The following is a 21,373-nucleotide window of genomic DNA, read 5'->3' as shown; positions in this document are numbered from 1 at the left end:
GTGTCACTTGCTGCTATCAGCGTCTGATTGTTTGGAGACTTGAGCCAAAGGTGTGATGCGTCCTACCTGCACCCTGACCAGCCGGTCGGGATCGATCCGACGCTGGAATGCATCCTGAATCTGTTTGCGGGTCACGGCAGTCACCTTATCGGTGAAGTTGTCCAGATAGTCGAGAGGCAGATCGTAAAAGCCGATGACTGCCAGGTACTCTACGATCTTACCGTTGGAAGCGATGCGCAGCGGAAATCCACCGGTGATATTCTGCTTCGCCGCTTCCAGTTCCTCTTCGGTCGGCCCCTCTTTGATAAAACGCTCAAGGGTTTCCCTGACGACCTGCAGTGCCTCGCCGGCCTGATCGTTCTTGGTCTGCAGCCCCATCTGGAACAGCCCGATCTGGCGCATCGGCAGGAAAAAGCTGTAGACACTGTAGCTCAAACCACGCTTCTCCCGAACCTCATGGCTGAGGAGAGAGACCAAGCCGCTGCCACCCAGGATGTGATTACCCACATAGAGGGTGAAATAGTCCGGGTCGCCACGGCGCATGCCTGGCTGTCCGATGTAGAGATGGGACTGGGTCGAGGGAAACGGAATCTGCTCATCGACAGCGTCCTGCAGTGGTCTAACGGGGGGCAGTTTCGGCACCACTTGCCCCGGCTCGAGTCCGCCTGTCACCCGATCTGCAATCGACTTGGCCTGTTGCCTGCTGACCGCTCCGACAATCGCCACCAGGGCATTCTTTGCCACATAGAGCCGCTTGTGAGTAGCCACAATATCCTTGCGGGTTATGGCCTTTACCGACTCGATGCTCCCCCCGGGATCACCGGCATAGGGATGATCCCCGAAGACCAGCTGATAGAGCCGTTTTTTACCCAGACTGCCGGGGGACTGCTCGTCCTGGACCAGACCCGCCAGGATGGACTGGCGTTGCCGCTCGATATCTTCATCGGCAAATCGGGGCTCGGCGACCACCGCGGCCAATGTCTCAAGGGTTGTGGAGAGCGCCTTGGATTCAGTCAACGTGCGCACCGAAACCCATGCCATATCCCTTAACGACCCGGTTTCGAGCTGCGCCCCCACACCCTCGATACGTTCGGCGATCTGGTAGGCGCTCCAATCGCCGGCGCCTTCGCTCAACAGGCTGTTGGTGAATGAGGTGACGCCCTGTTTGCCGCCATCTCTGGCGCTGCCTGCATCGAAGACGATGCGCACATCCACCATCTCGATCTCGGGCGCTTCGACGAACAGCACCTTTGCCCCGTTTGCCGTCTGCCAGGTTTCAATTTGCGGCGCGGCTGCTGCCCAGCCAGCCAGCAGCAGACCACTGCAGAAAACCATGTACCTGATCCAAGCATTAGTGAGCATGTGCAATCCCCTTACCTACGGGTTTGGCCATCGAATCATCCAGTGGCAGTGGCTCCAATACCGCAACGCTGAGGTTGTCCTCAACCAGATACTTCTGCGCGACCTGCCTGATCTGCTCCGCGGTTACGGCCTTTAAATGATCCACATAATCATCCGCCAGACGCCAATCGAGCCCCACTGTCTCCAACCGCCCCAACAGCATTGCTTGATAGAAAACCGAATCCTTCTCATACACCTTGGCGGCGATAATCTGATTGCGTACCCGTCCCATCTCATCCTCGCTGACCAGCTCCGTTTTGAACCGTTCAACCTCCTTCAGCAGGGCCTTTTCAACCACATCGACAGTTGTATCCGGAGCCGGTACCGCATCCATCACCAGCATCCCCGGGAGTCGGGAAAAGGCGCTGTAACTGGCATCTGCCGCAACCGCCAGCTTGCTGCCGCGAATCAGGTTGTTGCTGAGACGGGCACTGCTGCCGCCGTCCAGCACATAGGCGAGCATCTCCAGGGCATAGGGCTCCCAGGCCTCATCGGCCTTGCCCACCACAGGTGTTTTATAACCCAGCACCATATAGGGTTGCTTTGCGGGCACCTTTACCGTGATCCGTATAGTGCCGCGCTGAGCCGGCTCCATACGCGGTTTGGGTCGCGCCACCTGTTCCGGCTTGAGGGGACCGAAATGGCGTTGCGCCAGCGCGATTACCTTGTCGGGTTCCACATCACCCACCACTACCAGGGTGGCGTTGTTCGGCGCATACCACTTGCGGTACCAGACCTGCAGATCCTCCACCTGCATGGAATCCAGATCCGCCATCCAGCCAATCACGGGATTGCGATAGGGGGAACTCTCATAGGCACCGGCCAGAAAGCGTTCATAGGTCAGGGACTGGGGCTTGTCTTCGGTGCGCATCCGTCGCTCCTCTTTAACCACCTCGACCTCCTTTGCAAACTCTTCGGGAAGCAACAGCAGGTTGCGCATACGATCCGCCTCGAGTTCGAACGAGACCTCCAGCCGGTCGCTGGCCATGGTCTGAAAATAGGCCGTATAGTCTCTCCCTGTGAAGGCGTTTTCATCCCCGCCGTTGGCTGCGATGATGCGGGAAAATTCGCCGGGCGGATGGTTTTTGGTGCCCTTGAACATCATATGCTCAAGAACATGGGAAACACCGGTGATACCACCGAATTCGTAACTCGATCCCACCTTGTACCAGACCTGGGAGACCGCGATCGGGGCACGACGATCCTGCTTTACAATCACCTTCATGCCGTTATCGAGTTGTTGTTCCACAACACCCGCCTGCGCGTAACTCACGCAGAGCGCCGACAACACCAGGCCTGTGATTAATCTTCGCATTAAATACATCCTCTCTTTATATATGGACCCATGGCACTGTAGAATAGCGTCCTCGATGATCACGGGCATTCTTTCAGAGGCCATCGGGATTGTCCAAACAACAACTATGAACCTGTGATCCTCACAGAGTTCCAACACCGGAGTTGTAAATCGCCGTATGTTCGGATTTGGCAAACGCAAGAAGCAGGAACTGCAGGGTAGTACTGCCCCCCCGCCGGAAGAGGAGAAACGCAGTCTCTTTTCGAGACTGCAGGAGCGCCTCTCACGTACCCGCCATAACCTCACCGATGGACTGGCCAATCTGCTCCTTGGACGGAAGACCATCGATGATGAGCTGCTGGAGGAACTCGAGACCTTACTCCTCACTGCCGATGTGGGTGTCGAGGCAACCAGCCGTATCATTAACGATCTGACGGAACGGGTCGATCGCAAGGAGCTCAGCGATCCGCAAATGCTGATGCAGCTGTTGAAACAGCATCTCAGAGAGATTCTTCAGGCATGCGAAAATCCAGTTAGCCAACGCAGCGGTGACAAGCCTCTGGTGATGATGATGGTAGGCATCAATGGTGCTGGCAAGACCACTACCATTGGAAAGCTGGCACGTAAGTTTCAGTTGGATGGCGAATCCGTCATGCTCGCCGCCGGTGATACATTCCGCGCCGCCGCAGTGGAACAGCTGCAAACCTGGGGCGAGCGCAATCAGATCCCCGTGATCGCCCAGCATACGGGTGCCGATGCGGCTTCAGTGGTATTCGATTCATTGCAAGCAGCCACCTCGCGCAATATCGATGTCCTGATCGCCGACACTGCGGGACGTCTACATACCAAATCCAACCTCATGGAGGAGTTGGCGAAGATCAGCCGGGTGATGAAGAAAATCGATCCGGAGGCCCCCCATGAAGTACTATTGGTGGTGGACGCAGGTACGGGACAGAATGCCGTCAATCAAGCCATGCAGTTCAACCAGACCGTTGGCTTGACCGGACTGGTGATCACCAAGCTGGACGGCACGGCAAAGGGCGGTGTGGTTTTTGCCATCGCCGACAAGGTCAAGGTACCGATCCGTTTCATCGGCGTCGGCGAAGCCATAGACGATTTACGTGAATTCGACCCAGACGAATTTGTAGACGCCCTGTTTGAAAACTAAACACGAAACCACCAGCACCTTGATTCACTTCGACAATGTCAGCAAACGCTATCCCGGGGGCCATACCGGCCTGAGCAACGTCAGTCTGCGTATTGAGGCTGAAGAGATGGTGTTTCTCACCGGCCATTCCGGTGCCGGCAAGAGTACCCTGCTGAAACTGATCGGCCTGTTGGAGCGGCCCAGCAACGGACAGCTGCATGTCAACGATCGTAACCTGACCCGTTTAAAGCGTCGCCAGATCCCCTATCACCGCCGCGATGTGGGAATGATCTTCCAGGATCACAGACTGCTGCATGACCGGACGGTGTTCGACAATGTGGCGCTGCCGCTGGTGGTGGCCGGTGTCGGCCATAAAGAGATTGGACGCCGGGTCCGGGCCGCCCTCGACAAGGTAGGACTGCTGTACAAGGAACGCAATGCGCCGGTTACCCTCTCCGGAGGAGAACAGCAGCGGGTAGGTATTGCCCGCGCAGTGGTCAGTAAGCCTCCCCTGGTGCTTGCGGACGAACCCACCGGCAACCTAGATCCGGAACTCTCCGAGGAGATCATGGCGCTGTTCAAGCAGTTTAACCAGGTTGGCGTAACCCTGCTCATCGCTTCCCACGACATCGACCTGATCAATCGCATGCAGAAGCGTGTACTCACACTGAGCAAGGGGCAGCTGGTTGGCGACACCCGGATGGAGAGCGGCAATGTCTCTTAAAAAGCTGCTATTGAATACGCCAAAGATCTGGCTCCAGCGGCATGCGCAAGTGGCCCTCGCCAGCCTCGGCAGATTAGTGAATAACCATCTTGCATCATTGATGACCTGTGCCGTGATCGGCATAGCCCTCGCGATGCCGGTTGGCCTGCACGTGCTGCTTGGAAACCTGCAGCATGTCAGCGGTGCCTGGGACAGCGGTGCCAGCATATCGCTTTTCCTGAAACAGAGCGTTTCCGATAAACAGGCGGCATCCCTGGCGGATAAACTGCGCCTGCATCAGCGAATCGAGACCGTGGAACTGATCACCCGGGAGGCAGCGCTGGATGAGTTCCAGCAACTCAGCGGTTATGCCGATGCCTTGGAAGCCCTCGACAGCAACCCCCTGCCGGCAGTGCTGATCGTCCTACCGAAGGCGGAATTCACTACGGCTGAGACGGCGCAACTTCTGGTACGTGAGCTGAAGCTCCTGCCCGATGCCGACATTGTGCAACTCGATCTGCAGTGGGTGCGAAGACTGCAGGCGATCACGGTCATCGCCCAAAGGGCGGTTGTGGTACTTGCCGCATTGCTCGGCATGGCGGTGCTGCTGATTGTCGGCAACACCATTCGCCTCGAGATCCAGAATCGTCATGCCGAAATAGAGATCACCAAGCTCATCGGCGCCACCAATGCCTTCATTCGCAGACCCTTTCTCTATACCGGCTTCTGGTACGGTCTATTCGGGGGCATTATCGCCTGGCTGCTGATCGCCATCGCCATCACCCTGCTGAGCGGACCGATCGCCAATCTGGCCAATCTATACGAAAGCAGCTTCAATCTTGCGTCGTTCGACATCGCGACCATCGCCTCGCTCCTGCTCGGCAGCAGTCTGCTGGGACTGAGCGGCGCCTGGTTGGCGGTAGGCAGGCATCTCAGCGCCATTGAACCCGGTTGATCTCCGACTCGATACCGCGCTCCTGCTTGGGAACTCATACCTCGTTTCACTACTCCACCTGCCTATGCATTCCCACGCGGGAGCATGGGAACGAGAATCACGCTCCAATTGGAACGAAGCCGGGCCATGCAATTTAACTTATTGTATTTAAGGTAATTTACCTCCATAGGCCAGTGGGAACTTTTACTTTGACTCTTGGTCATATTTATCGATTGGCACTCCTCTGTAGAGAGTGCTAATATTCAACCAGCCGTTATTTGAGGGGATACTCGATGAGCAATGAAAACGCACTGACAGCACTGCCATCAGGCAGTATGGATGCCTATATCAGCGCCGCTTTCCAACTGCCCATGCTGAGCGCCGAGGAGGAGAAATCCCTGGCGATCAGGCTGCGTGATCACAAGGATCTCCAGGCTGCACAGACACTGATCACCTCGCATATCCGCTTCGTCGTTCGCATTGCCCGCAACTACAGCGGCTATGGCCTTGCCCTGCCCGACCTGATCCAGGAAGGCACCGTCGGCCTGATGAAGGCGGTCAAACGCTTCGATCCCGATATGGGAGTACGCCTGGTCTCCTTCGCCGTCCACTGGATCAAGGCGGAGATCCACGAGTACATCCTGAAAAACTGGCGCATCGTCAAAGTGGCCACCACCAAGGCCCAACGCAAGCTGTTCTTCAATCTGCGCAGTTCCAAGAAGCGTCTGGGCTGGTTCTCCAAGGAAGAGGTCAATGACGTGGCCCAGGACCTGGGCGTCAAACCCGAAACCGTGATGGAGATGGAATCGCGCCTCTCAGGCCAGGACATCGCCTTCGACGGCCCCATGCAAGACGATGATGACCAGTTGACAGCGACCCCGGCCGGTTACCTGAGCGACATGCGCATGGAACCCGCATCCCTGCTCGAGTCCTCGGACAGCGAGTCGCAGATGAAACAGCGTCTGATCAACGCCATGCAGGATCTCGATGAACGCAGCCGGGAGATACTGCAAGCACGCTGGCTGGGCGATAAGAAATCGACCCTGCATGAACTGGCGGAGCGTTTTCAAGTCTCGGCGGAACGCATTCGTCAGATCGAGAAAAATGCCATGACCAAGCTCAAGGCGCACCTTGCCTAGACTGGCAACCAGGTTGCGCAGAATTCGTCGTTACCCGACAGGGCAACGACGCTCCAATACATTACCCCTTCCAAAGGACCCACTTCGTCCAGGGCACCCCGCCTCATGACATGGGCATGAATCTATACAGTATGGCTTTACCGGTATGATGATAGGTAATTCCAGTAAATCGAGGTCATAATCGTCTATAAAGATAGTGATAACGCGTTTTCTATAGACAGGTAACAACTTCAACCACCGGTTTACTAAGAAAAGAGAACCCATCCGACAGGGGGAAATTTGAAGAAAACGCCAGTACCTTGGCAAGGCATTGGATAGATGCATTGGGTTTCTTTAAGATGCAATATCAGAAGGCGGCGAAATTCTGAGTCCTGAAGGCAAATAGTGATCCATGATAACTAACCCAAGCGAATAAGCATGGAGAGTGCCCTCTTGCACCATATTATGTTTGATGTTGACGGAACGCTCGTAAGATCATACGAGCTTGATGAAATATGCTATCTCGAGGCAGTGTATGAAGTTTTAGGTCATCATCTAGATACTGACTGGACCAAGTACTCTCACATAAGCGACGCCGGTATTCTTGAACAGTATATTATCGAAAATGGACTTGATGCAGGGGGAAACAGCATACGCACTGAAGTAAAAGAGCTCTTCACCAATAAAATAGCCAGCCACCTCAAAAAAAATCCGGCGCAGCAGGTACCTGGCGCTGCAAAATTTATTGCCAAGCTGCGCCGACTGGAAAATTTAAGCTTGTCGGTTGCTACCGGCGGCTGGTATGAAACTGCTCTAATGAAATTGGAATCAGCAGCAATTGATATTTCTGGTATCCCAATTGCATCCTCAAACAATCATTTTTCACGAACCGAAATAATGAAAATCGCCAAAGAAAAAGCCATTGGTAAAATTAAAGTCCCCTGTACATATTTTGGGGACGGGGAATGGGACAAAAAGGCCTGTGAGGAGTTGGGCTATAACTTCGTGCTGGTGGGAAACAGGACGAGGCATGATCAAAATATCATGGATTTCAATAGTGCAAAACAGGCAATGAAATACATTGGCTTGTAACATGGCATTAGCTCCAGCAACATGAACCTCATTGACCGTTTCAACTCGTTCGCTGCAGATTTCGAGGCCTGTGTTGTCGATGACCATTGGGATCGACTTGAAAAACATTTCGCCGAGAATGCTACGTACTGGAACGTTGGTGGACCTGATCCAAAAATCAAAGGCCGACGTTCAATAATTGAATTTCTGAAAAACGATATTTCGAACAACGATCGTAAATTTGATTCACGCAGATTGCAGGCCATAACAGAACCAACAGTGGTTGGCGATAAACTCTCTCGGAACTGGCGCTGCACATACAAACTTTCCGGGACACCCGATCTTGTTGTGGAAGGTGAAGCAAGATACATATTTGAAGGTGAATTGATACAATCCATGGAAGAGGAAATCACACCTGCGACAATGGAAAGGTACCTGGCATGGATGGACAATTACGCCAGCAGGCTTGGTGACTAACCCTATATTCAAGCACAGCCTCTCGGGGCTGTCGGAATGCCTGGTATCGCCAGCCACCCCATATATCGGCATGCCGGAAATTCAGGGATCTGATTTGAAAATGAAAAGCAAAGCATGGAAATACGCAACCACATTTGTGGTGGTATTTATCATTTTCAATCCTGAAATGATTGAGCTTGCACTTTTTATTGATGCCATAGGACTTGAACTGTTCCTGATGCTATTTGAAATTCAGTTAGCGGCAATAATAAGTACGACACTTAACAAGAGAACAAAACCTATCTTTGCTTATCTAAACCGTTGCAGTGCAAGTTGCCTTCCCGGATTATCATGGGAAAACATCAAGCAGAATCCCGGATTGTTGATTCATGCCGCACCGGGCCCAGCCGCATTCATGCATATGCTGGTTTTTTCCGCCGCTACAGGTGTCGTGTTAAATGCCGCATCCTGATTGGCTGTCAGGGAACTCCACACGACATCGGCGCAATTGAACCTACATAAATTCAGTTGATGAGCGCCTCTACAACAGGAGTCGGTATTTGACAGAATCAAAGCCCCTTTATAATCTGCTGCAAACGCTTCCCCAGGTTGGACGCGTCGAGTGGATCGGTATCAGACCCTCTCGGGGCGAGACCATGATAACCCTGGATTCTGTCCTGCTGACGGTTGGCAAGGGGTTGGATGGGGATCGCTTCAATGGCAGTGCCGGGAACCCCAGGCAGGTGACTTTGATTCAATATGAACACCTGCAAGTGATTGCCGCCTGTCTTGGCGTGGAATCTGTCTCCCCCTCCCTGCTGCGGCGGAATATCGCGGTTTCCGGCATTAACCTGCTGGCGTTAAAAGACAAAGTCTTTCGGATCGGAGAGGCGATGCTGGAATTCAGCGGTCTTTGTCATCCCTGCAGCAAAATGGAAAGGCAGCTTGGTGCGGGAGGATATAACGCCATGCGAGGTCATGGGGGCATCACTGCGAGGATCTGTAAAGCCGGTTTGATTCGCGTCCATGACAGGGTCTCATACTCCCGTGCTAAGCCAACAGAAGCGAAATAGATTGGGCGTTACAGCCCGGATTATTGCACCACCAGCCTGTTCCCCGTTAGACTGCTCATCCCCCCGGGGAAAAGGAGAGACAGGGCGTATCATGCGTAGAGCACACTGGTTCATACTGGCGATGATGTTCTGCCATCACACCCAGGTCCAATCAGACATATTGGACCTTCCCTCCGAGACACCCAACAACTTTGAACCATTTACCCTTAGCTCGAGATGCCCCTCGTATGGGATTGACAAATTTTTTGGCGCGGTCGCAGAGGGAGACGAGATTAGTATCTATGCCAGTGTCTATCAGAGTGGTTTTGTGGCGCCATGTTACGACAACAGCGTAGAAGTCGGACCCTTTGCTTCGGGCAGTTATACGATTAATTACTACACATCCGAAAATGGAGGACCCTTCCTGCTACATGATTCTCAAAATATCGTGATCGACAAGGTCAGTGAAAATGAGCCTGCCTCAGGCCGTGTCATCATCAGCGGTGAGGCAGCTGAGGATCAAGTGGTCGCAGCCAGTCATACAGTCAGCGATAGCAACGGCATGGGGGAGACCCGCTATCAATGGTACCGCAATGGCCAGCCTATCTCCGGGGCGATATATGAGAGCTATCTGCTGACGGACGACGATGTCGGTCATGACATACATTGCGCCATCAGTTTCGAGGATGGCCTGGGGGTCACTGAAAGCGTCATATCCCTGCCTGTCGGCGCACCCGGCGGAATCGCCAATACCAATGATCAGCCGGTGGGCTCAGTATACATACGCGGTTCGGTGTCAGAAGGATCGACATTGACGATCGATACCAGTGGCCTCCACGACCCGGACGGAATCACCGATCTCAACTATCACTGGAAACGCCGTTATCGGACCTACTCCACACTGGATCAGGATATCGGATCGAATAACAGCACCTTTGTGCCGACCATTAACGATCGCTACTTTTATCTAACGGCCGTAGTGACTTATACCGATCTTCACGGCACCCGCGAACGTGCGGAGGCAAACATTACCGGCCGCCTGGTACCCACTACCCGTCCGGTTGTGACGCCTCCCATCGACCTGACATTACCAGCCACCGGCGCCCTGACGCGCGTGGAGCCAGGCATGGCAACCGCCAGGGACGATGATGAAGGCGTACTCGACACGGACTTGAGACATCTGGTCAGTAACGGGATTGTCATCCCGCCTCCCACTGAGGGACAGCTCGATCTTCCACCCGGCACCCATCTGTTGACCTGGACGGCGGATGATAGCGACGGGATCACCGGTGAAGGGATTCAAATCGTCAGGATCGATCCGATCATCAACTTTGGCGGGGACCGCGACGGCCCTCTTGACGGCAGCCTTGGCTGCCCATTGGTTTTGAACGGGGAAGCGGCCCGTTACCCGGTTTCAGTCCCCTACACCTTGTCCGGAACATTGCTGTCGGATGGCAGCGAACAGGTGTTGCAGACGGCAACATATCAGATTGCACAACCTCAACTGGAGTCCATGCTTGCTCTGCCCGATGGCCTGTTCGAGCAACTATCGGACTATGCCAGCCTGCAATTGACGATGGCCCCACCGACCAATGCGGTGATGGGTGAAAAGAACAGCTGCCGAATCCTGTTGAGCAGCGATAATTTTATTCCCAATGTGACATTGACCGCCCACCAGGGGGGGGTGCCTTCACGCATCGTGAGTCAAACCGGCGGCGCCGTTACCCTGACTGCCACCGTTGAGGATTTGAACAGTGGTGACAGGCACAGCTATGACTGGAGTGAAAGCGACGCGCGCCTGACTGATCTCGACAGTGAGATTGGCAGCCTGACATTCGAGCCCGCGGGTCTCGAGCCCGATCTCTACCGGGTGAGACTGAGTGTCAGTGACGCCACTGCGAGCGGCGACACCGAGCTGAGTCTCTGGGTGGTGGCCGCGACATCCGAACTGACCAACGTCGACAGCGATGGCGACGGCGAAACCGATTTCGCTGAAGGCAGCGGCGATAGCGATGCAGACGGCATACCCGACTATCTTGATCCTGCCGGATTGCCGGGCAATGTCCTGCCCCAGACATCCGGGAGCGATAACGGTTACCTGATGGAGGCCGATTCGGGATTACTGCTTACCCTGGGGGATATCGCCTTTTTTGCCCAGCATCACGGGGCCCTGATCAGCCGTAGCGATATTCTCGATTATGTCGCCAACGGTCTGGGTGGCGAAGCGGACGCGGAACGCTATCCCTATGCAGGCGGCCTGTTCGACTTTCGCATCGACGGCATCAACCAGGTGGGCGCGAGCGTAAAAGTCGTGATACCGCAACGGCAGGTGATTGAGTCGGGATCCGTCTATCGCAAGCTGACGCCGACAGGTTGGGGCGAGTTTGTGGTGGATGAACACAATTTGATCAAGTCGGCCCCCGGTGAGGCCGGACTCTGCCCCTCACCCGGTGATAGCGCCTATCTGGCCGGACTGAGCGAGGGGGCCTGGTGTGTCGAGCTGACGATCGAAGACGGCGGACCCAACGATGCCGACGGCCTAGCCAACGGAAGAATTGCGGATCCGGGCGGTGTCACCACAACCCTGTCCGATGATAGCGGATCCGGCAGCGGTGGCGGCGGCATATTCTCACTATGGCTGTTGTTACTGCTGGTCATGTTTCATTGTCTGCGAGTCAGGTTGAATTTCATACCAGCACTAATCGAGGCAATGAAACAGTTGCGTGAAAGTGACAGCGTTGACGGGATAGATGAAATGAGGCGCTGTCCGGCTGTCACTGGATTGCATCCAACAACGGCCCATCGAGGTATTCCGCAACACGATCCGGTGTCGGCGACTCGAGGCGGGGAACCTCTCCCAGACATGGCGCCGGCAGCCAGGACTGCAACGTGATGATGTTTTCTTCCAAGGCCTGCATCTGCGGATCGACCAGATTCGCAACCCAACCTTTGAATGGGACCCCGCTGTTGAGCATACACTCAGCCGTCATCAAGGCGTGATTGAGACAGCCAAGCCTGATACCCACCACCAGTATTACCGGCAGATCAAGGGTACGGACCAGATCGGCCAGGGTGATGCTGTCACCTAAGGGCACATGCCATCCGCCGACTCCCTCCACGACCACTCTGTCGGCCATCTCCTGCAGCTGGTTATAGCCTTGTATAATCTCATCCAGCCTGATCGGCTGACCTTTGGCCAAGGCGGCGAGATGCGGGGCAATAGGGGGTTGATAGACCAGGGGGTTCACGGAGGAATAGGGAATCTCCCGGCTGCATTGGGCTTGTATCCGCAACGCGTCCTCATTGCGTAATCCATCCCGGGTCATGTCCGCGCCCGATGCGATAGGCTTCATCCCCAGCACCGACTCCCCTTGCTGCTGCAGATTGTGCATTATCCCAAGGGTAATCTCTGTCTTACCGCAACCGGTATCGGTACCGGTGACAAACAAACCGCCGCTCATCCCTGTCCCCTCTTTCCGATGCCGATTTGATCCACGGGAATGACAGTCACACCATCGATCTGACGTTGTTGGGGCGCCCAGGCATGTCCGTAAACCACTTCATAACTGACCGGTAACCTACCGTCCATGCGAAAAGACTCGTAGGCCTCGTACATCGCCCGCAATCGCCCTTTTCCGGTCAATCCCCGCGGCCTGTTACGGGTCACATTATGCGCACCCAATGTCTTCAGATCGCGCATCAGCGAAGACACATCATCGTAGGTAAGCCGCATGCGATCCACGTCCACCACCGGTTCCGCCAGACCGGCCCGTACCATGGCATCACCCACATCATGCATATCAGGAAAGGGGCTGACGTGGCTGTGGCCATCCACGTGTGACCAGCTCTTGCGCAGCTCCTGCAGGGTGTCAGGACCGAACGTGGAGAACAACAGCATACCGTTAGGACGCAAAACCCGCAGAAACTCGCTGAAGGTACCCTGCAGGTCATTGCACCACTGCAGGACCGCATTGGAAAAGATCATATCCACTGACTGATCGGCCAGTGGCAGCTGTTCCGCATCGCCGCAGATGCAGACGGGCCTCCTCAGCCAACCTCCCCGTTTACGCACCTGATGCAGCATCGGCATGGCGAAATCGAGAGCGATGGTGCGCGCCTTCTTGTAGTGCTTTTTCAATGCCAGTGTCGCTTCACCTGTCCCTGCACCCACATCCAGCACGACCTGGGGCTGGTGACGGATGTATGTCAGTCTCTGCAACATGCGCCTACCGATCTCCCGCTGAAGCTCAGCCACTTCATCATAGTGGGAAGCGGCATGGGAGAAGGCTGCTCGCGCCTGCCGTTTGTCGATAGCGCCGGTTTGTCCTTTATCCATGCATCGACTCCAGACTACGAAGTATCAGCTGATGGGTCTCTTCCGGGTGAGAGAGGAATGGAGTATGCGCTGCTCCCTCCACGATGTGCATGGACGCTCCGGGCAGCCACTGACGCAGATCTTCGGATGCCTTTGCCGGCGCCAGGGTATCCCGGTTGCCGTAGATCCATGCTGTGGGGCAGCTGAGGTTGGTCAATTGTTCTCGAAGATCGACAGATTTCAATAATTCCAATCCAGACCGCAATGCCTCCGGCAGCGGATCCGGCCGTTCACGTAATAGGGACTTGAGTCGCTTCAACATCTGTACCGCGTGATCACTGCGCAACATCTGCAGGGCAAGAAAACGCTCCAGGGTCTGAACGTGATCTTTAAGCAAGGCCTTACTGAATTGATCGAGGGTCGTCGGCGGCATGGCATATTGCCAATCCATGGCCTGGATGAAACGCGGCATACCGGCCAACGCAACAACCCCATCGATACGTGACGGCGCCAGCAGGGCGCACTGCAAACAGAGCATGGAACCGAGTGACCAGCCGATCCAGACAGCCCGATCAGGCGCCGCATCGAGACAGGCACGGGCCCAGGCGGCGAGCTCTTGCCGACCATCGAATGGACTGTTGCCGTGGCCCGGCAGGTCGATTCGGGTGACGCGGTAGTCGTCCGCCAGCCGGGTGGCGAAATCAGCCCAGACGGATGAGTTCATGCCCCAGCCGTGGAGCATCACCAAGTCCGGTCCCGCACCAAGGCTCTCTGCCGCCAGCCTCATTCCACCACCAGTGGCAGTGTGGACAGGGCATCCAGCAGTCGATCCAACTGCCGATCCGTATGGTTGGCGCTGAGGGTGATGCGAAGCCGAGCGCTCCCATCCGGTACCGTCGGCGGCCGGATTGCAGTGACCAGTACACCCTGCTTTTCAAGCAGCCGGCTCCAGGCCACGGCCTGTTGGGATGATCCGGCCAGGATCGGCTGTATCGGGGTGGTGGAATCCAGCAGGGGCAGGCCGATCTGTCGCACCGATTGACGAAACCGGGCAATCAGATCCCGCAACCGCTCGCGCCGCCAGTTCTCTTGCCGGACAAGACGCAGGCTGACCAGGGTTGCTTCCGCCAGTGCGGCCGGTGGTGCGGTGGTATAGATATAGCTTCGGGCGTGCTGAATTAGTGTCTCGATGAGCTCCTCGCTGCCGGCGACGAACGCGCCGTAGGTACCGAATCCCTTACCCAGGGTCCCCATCAATATGGGTACGTCATCACTGCCCAGGTCGAAGTGACTGAGAACGCCGCCGCCTCCTCCACCCAGCACGCCCAGGCCATGGGCGTCATCCACCATCAACCAGGCCTGATGACGACGCGCAAGCTCGACCAGGGATGGCAGGGGAGCCAGGTCGCCATCCATACTGAACACACCATCCGTGGCGATCAGCGCCTGTCCCTCTTCGCTGCCCTCCAACTGGCTGCGCAGGCTCTCAGGATCGGCATGCCGGTAGCGTTGCATCCTGGCCCGGGTGAGTTGACCCGCATCCAACAGGGAGGCATGGTTGAGACGATCCTCGAACAGCCTGTCACCCTGCTTCAGGAGAGCGCTGATCACGCCAATATTGGCCATATAGCCGGTTGAAAAAAGCAGCGCCCTGGACCTGCCGGTATACTCCGCCAGCGCCTCTTCCAATCGATGGTGGGAATTGCTGTGACCGGTAATGAGATGCGCCGCACCGCTCCCCACACCATATTCCCCGGCAGCACGCTGCATCGCCTCTACCACTTCGGGGTGATTGGCCAAACCGAGATAATCGTTGCTGCAAAAAGCGATCACCCGTTTACCGTCAACCACCAGTTCGGGTTGTTGTGCCGTCGATACCACCCGGCGGGAGCGATAGAGCCCATCGTGGCGGCGTTTTTGCAACGCTTCAGCCAGCCCTTTCATCAACCTGAATCCTCGGATAGGAAAGCAATGGGATTCTAACCGGCCTTTGCCTGGCTGCAGGAAACCTTGGCGGCCTTGACCTCTGTCTCCTGCAGCTGCTCGGTCCTCATTCCCAGCCGCCGGAGCAGTCGCATGTCTCTGTCCGCCTCAGGATTGTCTGTGGTCAGAAGGCGCTCGCCATAGAAAATCGAATTCGCCCCGGCGAGGAAACAGAGTGCCTGCATCTCATCACCCATCTCCGTTCGACCGGCGGAGAGGCGTACATAGGAGTGCGGCATCAACAGTCGCGCCACCGCGATGGTGCGTACAAACTCGAAGGGATCGAGTTCCTCCGCGTTGTAGAGGGGCGTACCCTCGATCTTTACCAGCATGTTGATCGGCACCGATTCCGGATGGCGGGGCAAATTGCACAACTCGCGCAACATGCTGGCGCGATCCCGCCGCGACTCACCCATTCCCAAAATCCCGCCGGAACAGACATTGATGCCTGCATCCCTGATGTGGGCCAGGGTATGCAGCCGATCATCGAAGGTGCGGGTGGTAATCACGTTGCCGTAAAACTCCGGTGAAGTGTCGAGATTGTGATTGTAGTAATCGAGACCGGCGTCGCGCAGTCGATTTGCCTGAGCCTGGGTCAGCATACCCAGGGTCAGGCAGGTCTCCATGCCCAGATCGTGAACGGCCTCCACCATATCGACCACCCGCTCCAGGTTCTTGTCGGTCGGATTACGCCAGGCAGCGCCCATGCAGAATCGGCTCGCACCCTTCTCTTTCGCCGCCTCTGCCGCCGCCACGACATCTTCCAGCGGCATCAGTTTTTCCGCTTCCAATCCTGTGGCGTTTTTCGCACTCTGGGAACAATAGCCACAGTCCTCGGCACAGGCGCCTGTCTTGATACTGAGCAGACTGCTCATCTGTACCTGATTGGGATCGAAGTGGGCCCGGTGTACACTCTGTGCCTGAAACAGGAGATCATTGAACGGCAACTCGAACAGCGCCTCTATCTCGTCCAGACTCCAGTCGTGGCGTAAAATTGATTCGGTCATGATGATCCAGCCTGTGTGTATGATTTGTGCGGCGCACAGCGGAGGGCCTATGGTAAGGATTGTCCGCCCCCTGTCAACCAAGGACGGCCATGAAAGTCGACAACTGTATAAATTATGTACGATCCCTTCTCTATCCCAGGAGCTGCATCCTGTGTGGCGCCAAGGGTGATTTTGAACACCACCTCTGTCGCCCTTGCCAAAACTCCCTGCCCTTTAATTATCACGCCTGTCCCTGCTGCGCCCTTCCGCTTCCGCCACATGTCCCATCGACGCAATGGTGCGGACGCTGTATCAGACGACAACCGCCCTTTACGAACAGCCTCACCGCCTTCACATACGAGCCCCCGGTCAATCGACTCATTGGCATGCTCAAGTTCCAGCAAAAACTCCATCTCGCAGAACCCCTGGCCGGATTGCTTGTGGAACGCCTGGGTGAAAAACATGAGCAGCCCGATATCTTGCTTCCCGTCCCACTCCATCCCCTAAGACTTCGTGCACGGGGATTCAATCAATCCGTCGAAATCACACGGGTGGTGGCACGACATTGCCGGCTTCCATTCGACTGGCGGCTCTGCCGGCGTGTAAAGGAGACCAAGGCACAGTCGGAGCTGAACGAACAGGAAAGGCACAGGAACCTGCATAATGCATTTCAGGTATGTGCTGATGTCAAGGGGGCCCATCTGGCGCTGGTGGACGATGTCATCACAACAGGGGCGACCGTCACCGAACTCAGTAAGATATTGATAAGAGCGGGAGCAGAACGGGTCGATGTCTGGGCAGTTGCAAGAACACCTAAATCATAATGGCAACAGAGACCTGGGGCCTATTATCACTCATCCAATCGACCCTAGTTGCCAATGGGCAGAATGAAACGCTCCCCCATATGCTCCATGACAGCCCCCTGTGGCAGTATCTCCAACACCCTCGGTCCCTCTGCGAGATAGTCTCCCTCGCGATATTTCTCCATATTGATCAGTACGTACCGTTTTGCCGGTCGCTGATCATAGCTATGTATATCGATATTCATGGAAGGCAGATTGGCGACAAAGCCGCTCGGCATCTCGTACAAGGGTTTTGGCGGTCGAGGCGGCGGTGGTGGTTGCGGGGGATCCGGCTCCACAACCTGTGGCGTTTCGATCTCTTTCGCTTGTGATGTTGCTATGACCGGCTGCGGTTCAATGGCCGCCTGTGGTGAATTGACGGAGGTAACCGGAACAGCGTCGCCAACCATCGCCCCAGTGCCGGGTAGCGTCAATTCAACGGGTGCACGTTCCTGCACACCACCCTGCGGCTCGGGTTCTGTGCTGGAGACGGACGGCCCATGCTGTTGCGGTTGCTGCGACCACCAACTACTACTCCCCAGATAGATGCCGGTTCCTAGCAGTATCATGGCCAACATCACTATCATCAGCCACCCCAACCGATGAGATGCAGTCGATGCCGGTTGCTCCGCATCGGGATTGATTTTAGGCACTTCCCCCAGCTTATGCTGGCGTTCAGCCTTTTTCAGCGCTTCCAGAATCAGGGACATCTCAACCTCCCGCCAGATCTTGGGTTGAGATCAGGACCGGCGTCCCCGCCGGGATTGCCAGATTGTTCAGATAGATCATGGTCTGTTGACCGGCCACCCCATCCGCCGCCAATCCCTGCTGCTGCTGAAACGCCTTCAAGCGGTCCTCCAATTCGGTATCAAAATGGTCCAGCCCCTCGATCGCAGGCGGTTCGATACCGTCCACTCGCTGCAGGCGTTTGCGCAACCAGGTAACCGCGTTGCCGGAAGAGCCCTCGCCAATCAAGGCGATCTCGGCCAGGGGGCGCCACAGCAATATGTACTCACCGGTCCAATAGCGCATCAGCTCAGTGCGGGAAATGACCCCCTCTTGCATACCGCTGTCAACCAGCAGCCAATCATCGTCCACATGTTTCAGCAACAACAAGCGCCTCTGCTTATCCTGTTTGAGTTGCAGCAGCAGCGGTCTGTTCATACCCAGCAGAGCCGACCATTCCGCGGTCGATATCAGACAGCGCAAACCAAATGCCCGGACCTGCTGACAAGGAGGTATGGAACCCTGAAACTGTTTGGCGCCATGCCAAAGGCCGAGCAATGTCTGATACATATCCACACGGCGCTGCGGCTGGCTGAACAGCTTGCCCAGCCTGAAGTCATCCGCTGGTGACTCCGATGCGTCGGTTGAGGGTAACGTCTGCGGTGAGCTGGAGACATTCTGCTCAGCAATCTCCTTCTGCGGGGATATTGAGACGTTCTCATCCCGATCGGATTTCCTGTCGGGCAGAACGGGCATTTCCACACTCTGCGATTCTTCAACAACGGCGGGCAGTTCCGGGATCGCCGGTTCCGATATGTTTGCCTCTTCACGGGACACAACAGCTTGATCGATACCTGTCTGGCTATACCAGTAACCCATTGCACCCAGCAGGATGATCAGTAAGGCACCACCCCAAACCCATCGTTGGTTGCCTAAGCGCTTCCCCTTGACCTCCCGTGCAGCCCGCCATACCAGCCTGACGCCGGCCCGCTGCCTGCCGGATGCATAGATCGCCAGCAGGGCACGTTCACAGATGGCGTTGATGACCCTCGGGATACCGCCTGAAAAACGGTGTATCAGCCTCAGCGCCATCGGCGTGAACAGATCCTCGCGAACCCCGGCAACGGCAAGCCGGTGGGCGATGTAACGACCTGTCTCCTGTGCATTCAAAGGCAACAGATGGTAACGGGCGGTGATACGCTGATCGACCTGCCGCATCTCCTTGCGCTCCAGCATCTGCTGCAGTTCCGGTTGTCCGACCAGAATGATTCGCAACAGTTTATGCCGGGAAGTCTCCAGATTGGTCAGCAGACGCACCTGCTCCAATACCCGTGGACTGAGATTTTGCGCCTCATCCACCACCAGAACCGTATGTTTCCCCTCGGCATGGGTCCGCAACAGGTGCCGGGTTAGAATGTCGATGAGTATTTTCAAGGAGTAGGGTGGACCCTCATATTCAATACCCAGTTCATCGCAGATGGTGGCGATGAATTCCCGCCGGGAGAGGCGGGGGTTGAGGATCAGCGCGATGTCCACATTATCCAGCTGTTGCGCCAGCAGGCTGCGCAGCAGCAGGGTCTTACCGGTCCCCACCTCGCCGGTAAGGAGCACGAAGCCGCCATTCGGACCGGTGCCGTAGATAAGATGGGCAAGGCTCTCTTCGTGACCCCTGCTGAGATAGAGATAGCGGGGATCAGGGGTTATCGCGAAGGGATTTTCCTCGAAACCGAAGTCGCTGAATTTCATGCCATGCCAGGGTGGCTAATCACAGCCATCCTCGGCCTCCCCCTCGTTCTGCTCTGCTATCTCTGTCGCCAGTTCCAGCCATTTGATAGCCTCCTTCTCATCGATGTCGACGCCCTTGCCCGACAGATAGATCTGTCCCAGCTCATTGGCCGCCCTGTAAGAGCCGTTGTTTGCCGCCTCTTTCAACCATGTGATGCCTTGATCCGTATTCTGTTCCACCCCCTTACCGAAGAGATAGAGCATACCCAGTTGATACTGGGACTGGGTATGATCCCTTTTCGCTAGACGCTTGAAGCCTCTATAGGCCTCGTGGTATTCACCATTGGTCATGGCATGCATGGCGTCTTCGAAGTCGGCTGCCAGCAGATCCCCAAACACCAATAAAAGTAAGGTTAAGATGAGCCCTGATTGTAATTTCATAATGCTTGATTGCTCCTTGATCAGACTATTCTGACACAGCAGGGCATGAAATCCACACATGTAACGCAGTTTAAACTTTTCGGTCTGATATCGATCTGATTGTTGATAGATGCGATCATGCTGCACTCTCATCAACACAGTATTGAATTGGTAAATTCAGGAAACCGATATGCAACGATTCTTTATTCTGTTACTGCTTTTGTTTCCAGGTATTCTGACAGCAGCTGTAGCGCCCCTGATCAGCCCGTCATGGCTGCATGACAATAGAGAGAACCCAAACCTGGTTTTGCTCGATCTGCAGGACAACCAGAACTACCTGCGTTTTCATATCCCCGGATCGATCAATACCAATTATGCCCAGTGGCGGGTTGAAAAAAAGGGTGAACTGAAGAACATGCCGCCGGTGCCGGTACTTGAAAAGCTGATCGGTTCGTTGGGCATAGACAACAACAGCCATGTGGTCTTGATCTCCCTGGGCGCCAGTGCCGGGGACATGGCCACAGCCGCAAGAGTTTACTGGACCTTCAAGGTACTCGGTCACGACCGTGTCTCGATCCTCGATGGTGGTTTGGTCGGCTATGCGGAGAAACGCATCTATCCCCTGGAAAAGGGAAACAACCAGCGAAAACCCACAAATTTCACCGCCAAATACCGCAAACAGATGAACCCCACAGCCAAAGAGGTCAAATTGGCGCTCAATAACGGTACCCAGATCGTGGATAACCGCACCAGAGCTGAATATCTCGGCATCTATGGTGGTGGCGGCAAGGAGCGGGCAGGCAGACTGCCCCAGGCGGTCCACCTCAACTATGACTGGCTGACGGTGAATGGCAGCGGCAGACTACACACCGCAGACAATCTGCAACGCATCTATGTCTCGAGCCAGGTTGCGTTGAACAGGGATCAAATCAACTACTGCCATACCGGCAACCGGGCTGCCCTGGGCTGGTTCGTCTCCCATGAAATTCTCGGCAACCGTCAAGCCAGACTCTATGACGGCTCCACCCAGGAGTGGGCTGCCGATCAGTCACTGCCCATGGAGCAGCAGGTCAAATTGAGCTATTGACCGATCATAGCACCGGAGATGCAACACAAGCACGCCAATGCCGCAGGGGATGACATAGCGCATATACCCTGCGGCAGCTCGGCGGATGGCGTTCAAGACAAGGAGTAGCGACT

Annotated in this window: 22 protein-coding genes and 1 pseudogene; 12 read left to right on the top strand and 11 right to left on the bottom strand. The window is 55.7% G+C overall.

Annotated elements, in window-relative coordinates; translation table 11 throughout:
- Positions 1 to 3 precede the first annotated feature (3 nt).
- Together AB8516_RS16265 and AB8516_RS16260 are read right to left on the bottom strand one after the other, a co-directional pair.
- Complete coding sequence (locus AB8516_RS16265) at positions 4 to 1,335, bottom strand: M16 family metallopeptidase (RefSeq protein ID WP_369162220.1); 1,332 nt, start codon at positions 1,333 to 1,335, stop codon at positions 4 to 6.
- A gap of 16 nt (positions 1,336 to 1,351) precedes the next feature.
- Positions 1,352 to 2,716 (bottom strand): M16 family metallopeptidase, encoded by a 1,365-nt coding sequence (locus AB8516_RS16260; protein WP_369162218.1) that lies wholly within the window; start codon positions 2,714 to 2,716, stop codon positions 1,352 to 1,354.
- A gap of 157 nt (positions 2,717 to 2,873) precedes the next feature.
- Between AB8516_RS16260 and ftsY the strand changes: the two genes are divergently transcribed.
- The 9 genes from ftsY to AB8516_RS16215 all read left to right on the top strand — a co-directional run bounded on the left by ftsY (position 2,874) and on the right by AB8516_RS16215 (position 12,069).
- Positions 2,874 to 3,863 carry a signal recognition particle-docking protein FtsY gene (gene ftsY, locus AB8516_RS16255; RefSeq protein ID WP_369162216.1) on the top strand — a complete coding sequence of 330 codons (990 nt, stop codon included), beginning with the start codon at positions 2,874 to 2,876 and terminating at the stop codon, positions 3,861 to 3,863.
- 19 nt (positions 3,864 to 3,882) lie between these two features.
- On the top strand, positions 3,883 to 4,566 hold the full coding sequence (ftsE, locus tag AB8516_RS16250; RefSeq protein ID WP_369163313.1) for a cell division ATP-binding protein FtsE: 684 nt from the start codon (positions 3,883 to 3,885) through the stop codon (positions 4,564 to 4,566).
- Positions 4,556 to 5,500 (top strand): permease-like cell division protein FtsX, encoded by a 945-nt coding sequence (gene ftsX, locus AB8516_RS16245; protein ID WP_369162214.1) that lies wholly within the window; start codon positions 4,556 to 4,558, stop codon positions 5,498 to 5,500. Before ftsE ends, ftsX begins: the two co-directional genes overlap by 11 nt.
- A 272-nt stretch (positions 5,501 to 5,772) precedes the next feature.
- Entirely contained in the window at positions 5,773 to 6,618 is an 846-nt protein-coding gene (gene rpoH, locus AB8516_RS16240; protein WP_369162212.1) for an RNA polymerase sigma factor RpoH, read from the top strand.
- Between the two features lie 417 nt (positions 6,619 to 7,035).
- The gene (locus tag AB8516_RS16235; protein WP_369162210.1) at positions 7,036 to 7,689 is read left to right on the top strand and encodes an HAD hydrolase-like protein; all 654 of its coding nucleotides are present in this window, start codon (positions 7,036 to 7,038) and stop codon (positions 7,687 to 7,689) included.
- 21 nt (positions 7,690 to 7,710) lie between these two features.
- The gene (locus AB8516_RS16230) at positions 7,711 to 8,145 is read left to right on the top strand and encodes a nuclear transport factor 2 family protein (RefSeq protein WP_369162208.1); all 435 of its coding nucleotides are present in this window, start codon (positions 7,711 to 7,713) and stop codon (positions 8,143 to 8,145) included.
- Complete coding sequence (locus AB8516_RS16225; RefSeq protein ID WP_369162206.1) at positions 8,138 to 8,596, top strand: hypothetical protein; 459 nt, start codon at positions 8,138 to 8,140, stop codon at positions 8,594 to 8,596. The genes AB8516_RS16230 and AB8516_RS16225 overlap by 8 nt, the downstream gene beginning before the upstream one ends.
- An 88-nt stretch (positions 8,597 to 8,684) precedes the next feature.
- Positions 8,685 to 9,197 carry an MOSC domain-containing protein gene (locus AB8516_RS16220; protein ID WP_369162204.1) on the top strand — a complete coding sequence of 171 codons (513 nt, stop codon included), beginning with the start codon at positions 8,685 to 8,687 and terminating at the stop codon, positions 9,195 to 9,197.
- A 91-nt stretch (positions 9,198 to 9,288) separates the two neighbouring features.
- The gene (locus tag AB8516_RS16215; protein ID WP_369162202.1) at positions 9,289 to 12,069 is read left to right on the top strand and encodes a choice-of-anchor U domain-containing protein; all 2,781 of its coding nucleotides are present in this window, start codon (positions 9,289 to 9,291) and stop codon (positions 12,067 to 12,069) included.
- Here AB8516_RS16215 and bioD read toward each other — a convergent pair.
- Genes bioD through bioB form a run of 5 tightly spaced genes read right to left on the bottom strand, consistent with a single transcriptional unit; the run spans position 11,951 to position 16,481 of the window.
- A complete protein-coding gene (gene bioD / locus AB8516_RS16210; protein WP_369162200.1) occupies positions 11,951 to 12,637 on the bottom strand; it encodes a dethiobiotin synthase in 687 nt (228 codons plus the stop codon). The two genes, AB8516_RS16215 and bioD, sit on opposite strands and share 119 nt — an antisense overlap.
- A complete protein-coding gene (bioC, locus tag AB8516_RS16205) occupies positions 12,634 to 13,512 on the bottom strand; it encodes a malonyl-ACP O-methyltransferase BioC (RefSeq protein ID WP_369162198.1) in 879 nt (292 codons plus the stop codon). Before bioC ends, bioD begins: the two co-directional genes overlap by 4 nt.
- Entirely contained in the window at positions 13,505 to 14,278 is a 774-nt protein-coding gene (gene bioH / locus AB8516_RS16200; protein ID WP_369162196.1) for a pimeloyl-ACP methyl ester esterase BioH, read from the bottom strand. The genes bioC and bioH overlap by 8 nt, the downstream gene beginning before the upstream one ends.
- Positions 14,275 to 15,435: an 8-amino-7-oxononanoate synthase gene (bioF, locus tag AB8516_RS16195; protein WP_369162194.1), complete on the bottom strand. Its 1,161-nt coding sequence runs from the start codon at positions 15,433 to 15,435 to the stop codon at positions 14,275 to 14,277. Before bioF ends, bioH begins: the two co-directional genes overlap by 4 nt.
- Positions 15,436 to 15,470: 35 nt before the next feature.
- Positions 15,471 to 16,481, bottom strand: a complete 1,011-nt coding sequence (gene bioB, locus AB8516_RS16190) for a biotin synthase BioB (protein ID WP_369162192.1) — start codon at positions 16,479 to 16,481, stop codon at positions 15,471 to 15,473.
- Between the two features lie 89 nt (positions 16,482 to 16,570).
- Between bioB and AB8516_RS16185 the strand changes: the two are divergent.
- A pseudogene (locus tag AB8516_RS16185) lies at positions 16,571 to 16,711 on the top strand (double zinc ribbon domain-containing protein); the annotation flags it as partial.
- Here the strand turns inward: AB8516_RS16185 and AB8516_RS16180 are convergent.
- A complete protein-coding gene (locus AB8516_RS16180; RefSeq protein WP_369163350.1) occupies positions 16,702 to 16,842 on the bottom strand; it encodes a hypothetical protein in 141 nt (46 codons plus the stop codon). The pseudogene AB8516_RS16185 and the gene AB8516_RS16180 overlap by 10 nt on opposite strands.
- A 4-nt stretch (positions 16,843 to 16,846) precedes the next feature.
- On the opposite strand from AB8516_RS16180, the gene AB8516_RS16175 reads away from it, so the two are divergent.
- Positions 16,847 to 17,284 (top strand): ComF family protein, encoded by a 438-nt coding sequence (locus tag AB8516_RS16175; protein WP_369163311.1) that lies wholly within the window; start codon positions 16,847 to 16,849, stop codon positions 17,282 to 17,284.
- A 44-nt stretch (positions 17,285 to 17,328) separates the two neighbouring features.
- Here AB8516_RS16175 and AB8516_RS16170 read toward each other — a convergent pair whose 3' ends face one another.
- Genes AB8516_RS16170 through AB8516_RS16160 form a run of 3 tightly spaced genes read right to left on the bottom strand, consistent with a single transcriptional unit; the run spans position 17,329 to position 20,194 of the window.
- Positions 17,329 to 18,012 carry a general secretion pathway protein GspB gene (locus AB8516_RS16170; protein ID WP_369162190.1) on the bottom strand — a complete coding sequence of 228 codons (684 nt, stop codon included), beginning with the start codon at positions 18,010 to 18,012 and terminating at the stop codon, positions 17,329 to 17,331.
- Between the two features lies 1 nt (position 18,013).
- Complete coding sequence (locus tag AB8516_RS16165; protein ID WP_369162188.1) at positions 18,014 to 19,774, bottom strand: AAA family ATPase; 1,761 nt, start codon at positions 19,772 to 19,774, stop codon at positions 18,014 to 18,016.
- A gap of 15 nt (positions 19,775 to 19,789) precedes the next feature.
- Entirely contained in the window at positions 19,790 to 20,194 is a 405-nt protein-coding gene (locus AB8516_RS16160; RefSeq protein WP_369162186.1) for a tetratricopeptide repeat protein, read from the bottom strand.
- Positions 20,195 to 20,363: 169 nt separating this feature from the next.
- Here AB8516_RS16160 and AB8516_RS16155 point away from each other — a divergent pair, with 169 nt between their 5' ends.
- On the top strand, positions 20,364 to 21,260 hold the full coding sequence (locus AB8516_RS16155; protein ID WP_369162184.1) for a sulfurtransferase: 897 nt from the start codon (positions 20,364 to 20,366) through the stop codon (positions 21,258 to 21,260).
- Positions 21,261 to 21,373: the final 113 nt, after the last annotated feature.

The organism is Candidatus Thiodiazotropha sp. LNASS1 (genome assembly GCF_964212655.1).
In the GTDB taxonomy this organism is placed as follows: domain Bacteria; phylum Pseudomonadota; class Gammaproteobacteria; order Chromatiales; family Chromatiaceae; genus Thiodiazotropha.
The sequence above is the reverse complement of the archived record's forward strand: the minus strand, read 5'-3'. Positions and strand labels throughout refer to the sequence as shown.

Coding starts and splice junctions, on each gene's coding strand:
- AB8516_RS16175 (WP_369163311.1), top strand. CDS start 16,847: ATGCTCAAGTTCCAGCAAAAACTCCATCTCGCAGAACCCCTGGCCGGA.
- bioF (WP_369162194.1), bottom strand. CDS start 15,435: ATGAAAGGGCTGGCTGAAGCGTTGCAAAAACGCCGCCACGATGGGCTC.
- AB8516_RS16170 (WP_369162190.1), bottom strand. CDS start 18,012: ATGTCCCTGATTCTGGAAGCGCTGAAAAAGGCTGAACGCCAGCATAAG.
- AB8516_RS16155 (WP_369162184.1), top strand. CDS start 20,364: ATGCAACGATTCTTTATTCTGTTACTGCTTTTGTTTCCAGGTATTCTG.
- rpoH (WP_369162212.1), top strand. CDS start 5,773: ATGAGCAATGAAAACGCACTGACAGCACTGCCATCAGGCAGTATGGAT.
- AB8516_RS16260 (WP_369162218.1), bottom strand. CDS start 2,716: ATGCGAAGATTAATCACAGGCCTGGTGTTGTCGGCGCTCTGCGTGAGT.
- bioH (WP_369162196.1), bottom strand. CDS start 14,278: ATGAGGCTGGCGGCAGAGAGCCTTGGTGCGGGACCGGACTTGGTGATG.
- AB8516_RS16165 (WP_369162188.1), bottom strand. CDS start 19,774: ATGAAATTCAGCGACTTCGGTTTCGAGGAAAATCCCTTCGCGATAACC.
- AB8516_RS16230 (WP_369162208.1), top strand. CDS start 7,711: ATGAACCTCATTGACCGTTTCAACTCGTTCGCTGCAGATTTCGAGGCC.
- ftsY (WP_369162216.1), top strand. CDS start 2,874: ATGTTCGGATTTGGCAAACGCAAGAAGCAGGAACTGCAGGGTAGTACT.
- bioC (WP_369162198.1), bottom strand. CDS start 13,512: ATGGATAAAGGACAAACCGGCGCTATCGACAAACGGCAGGCGCGAGCA.
- AB8516_RS16215 (WP_369162202.1), top strand. CDS start 9,289: ATGCGTAGAGCACACTGGTTCATACTGGCGATGATGTTCTGCCATCAC.
- bioD (WP_369162200.1), bottom strand. CDS start 12,637: ATGAGCGGCGGTTTGTTTGTCACCGGTACCGATACCGGTTGCGGTAAG.
- AB8516_RS16265 (WP_369162220.1), bottom strand. CDS start 1,335: ATGGTTTTCTGCAGTGGTCTGCTGCTGGCTGGCTGGGCAGCAGCCGCG.
- AB8516_RS16180 (WP_369163350.1), bottom strand. CDS start 16,842: ATGAGTCGATTGACCGGGGGCTCGTATGTGAAGGCGGTGAGGCTGTTC.
- ftsX (WP_369162214.1), top strand. CDS start 4,556: ATGTCTCTTAAAAAGCTGCTATTGAATACGCCAAAGATCTGGCTCCAG.
- AB8516_RS16235 (WP_369162210.1), top strand. CDS start 7,036: ATGGAGAGTGCCCTCTTGCACCATATTATGTTTGATGTTGACGGAACG.
- AB8516_RS16160 (WP_369162186.1), bottom strand. CDS start 20,194: ATGAAATTACAATCAGGGCTCATCTTAACCTTACTTTTATTGGTGTTT.
- bioB (WP_369162192.1), bottom strand. CDS start 16,481: ATGACCGAATCAATTTTACGCCACGACTGGAGTCTGGACGAGATAGAG.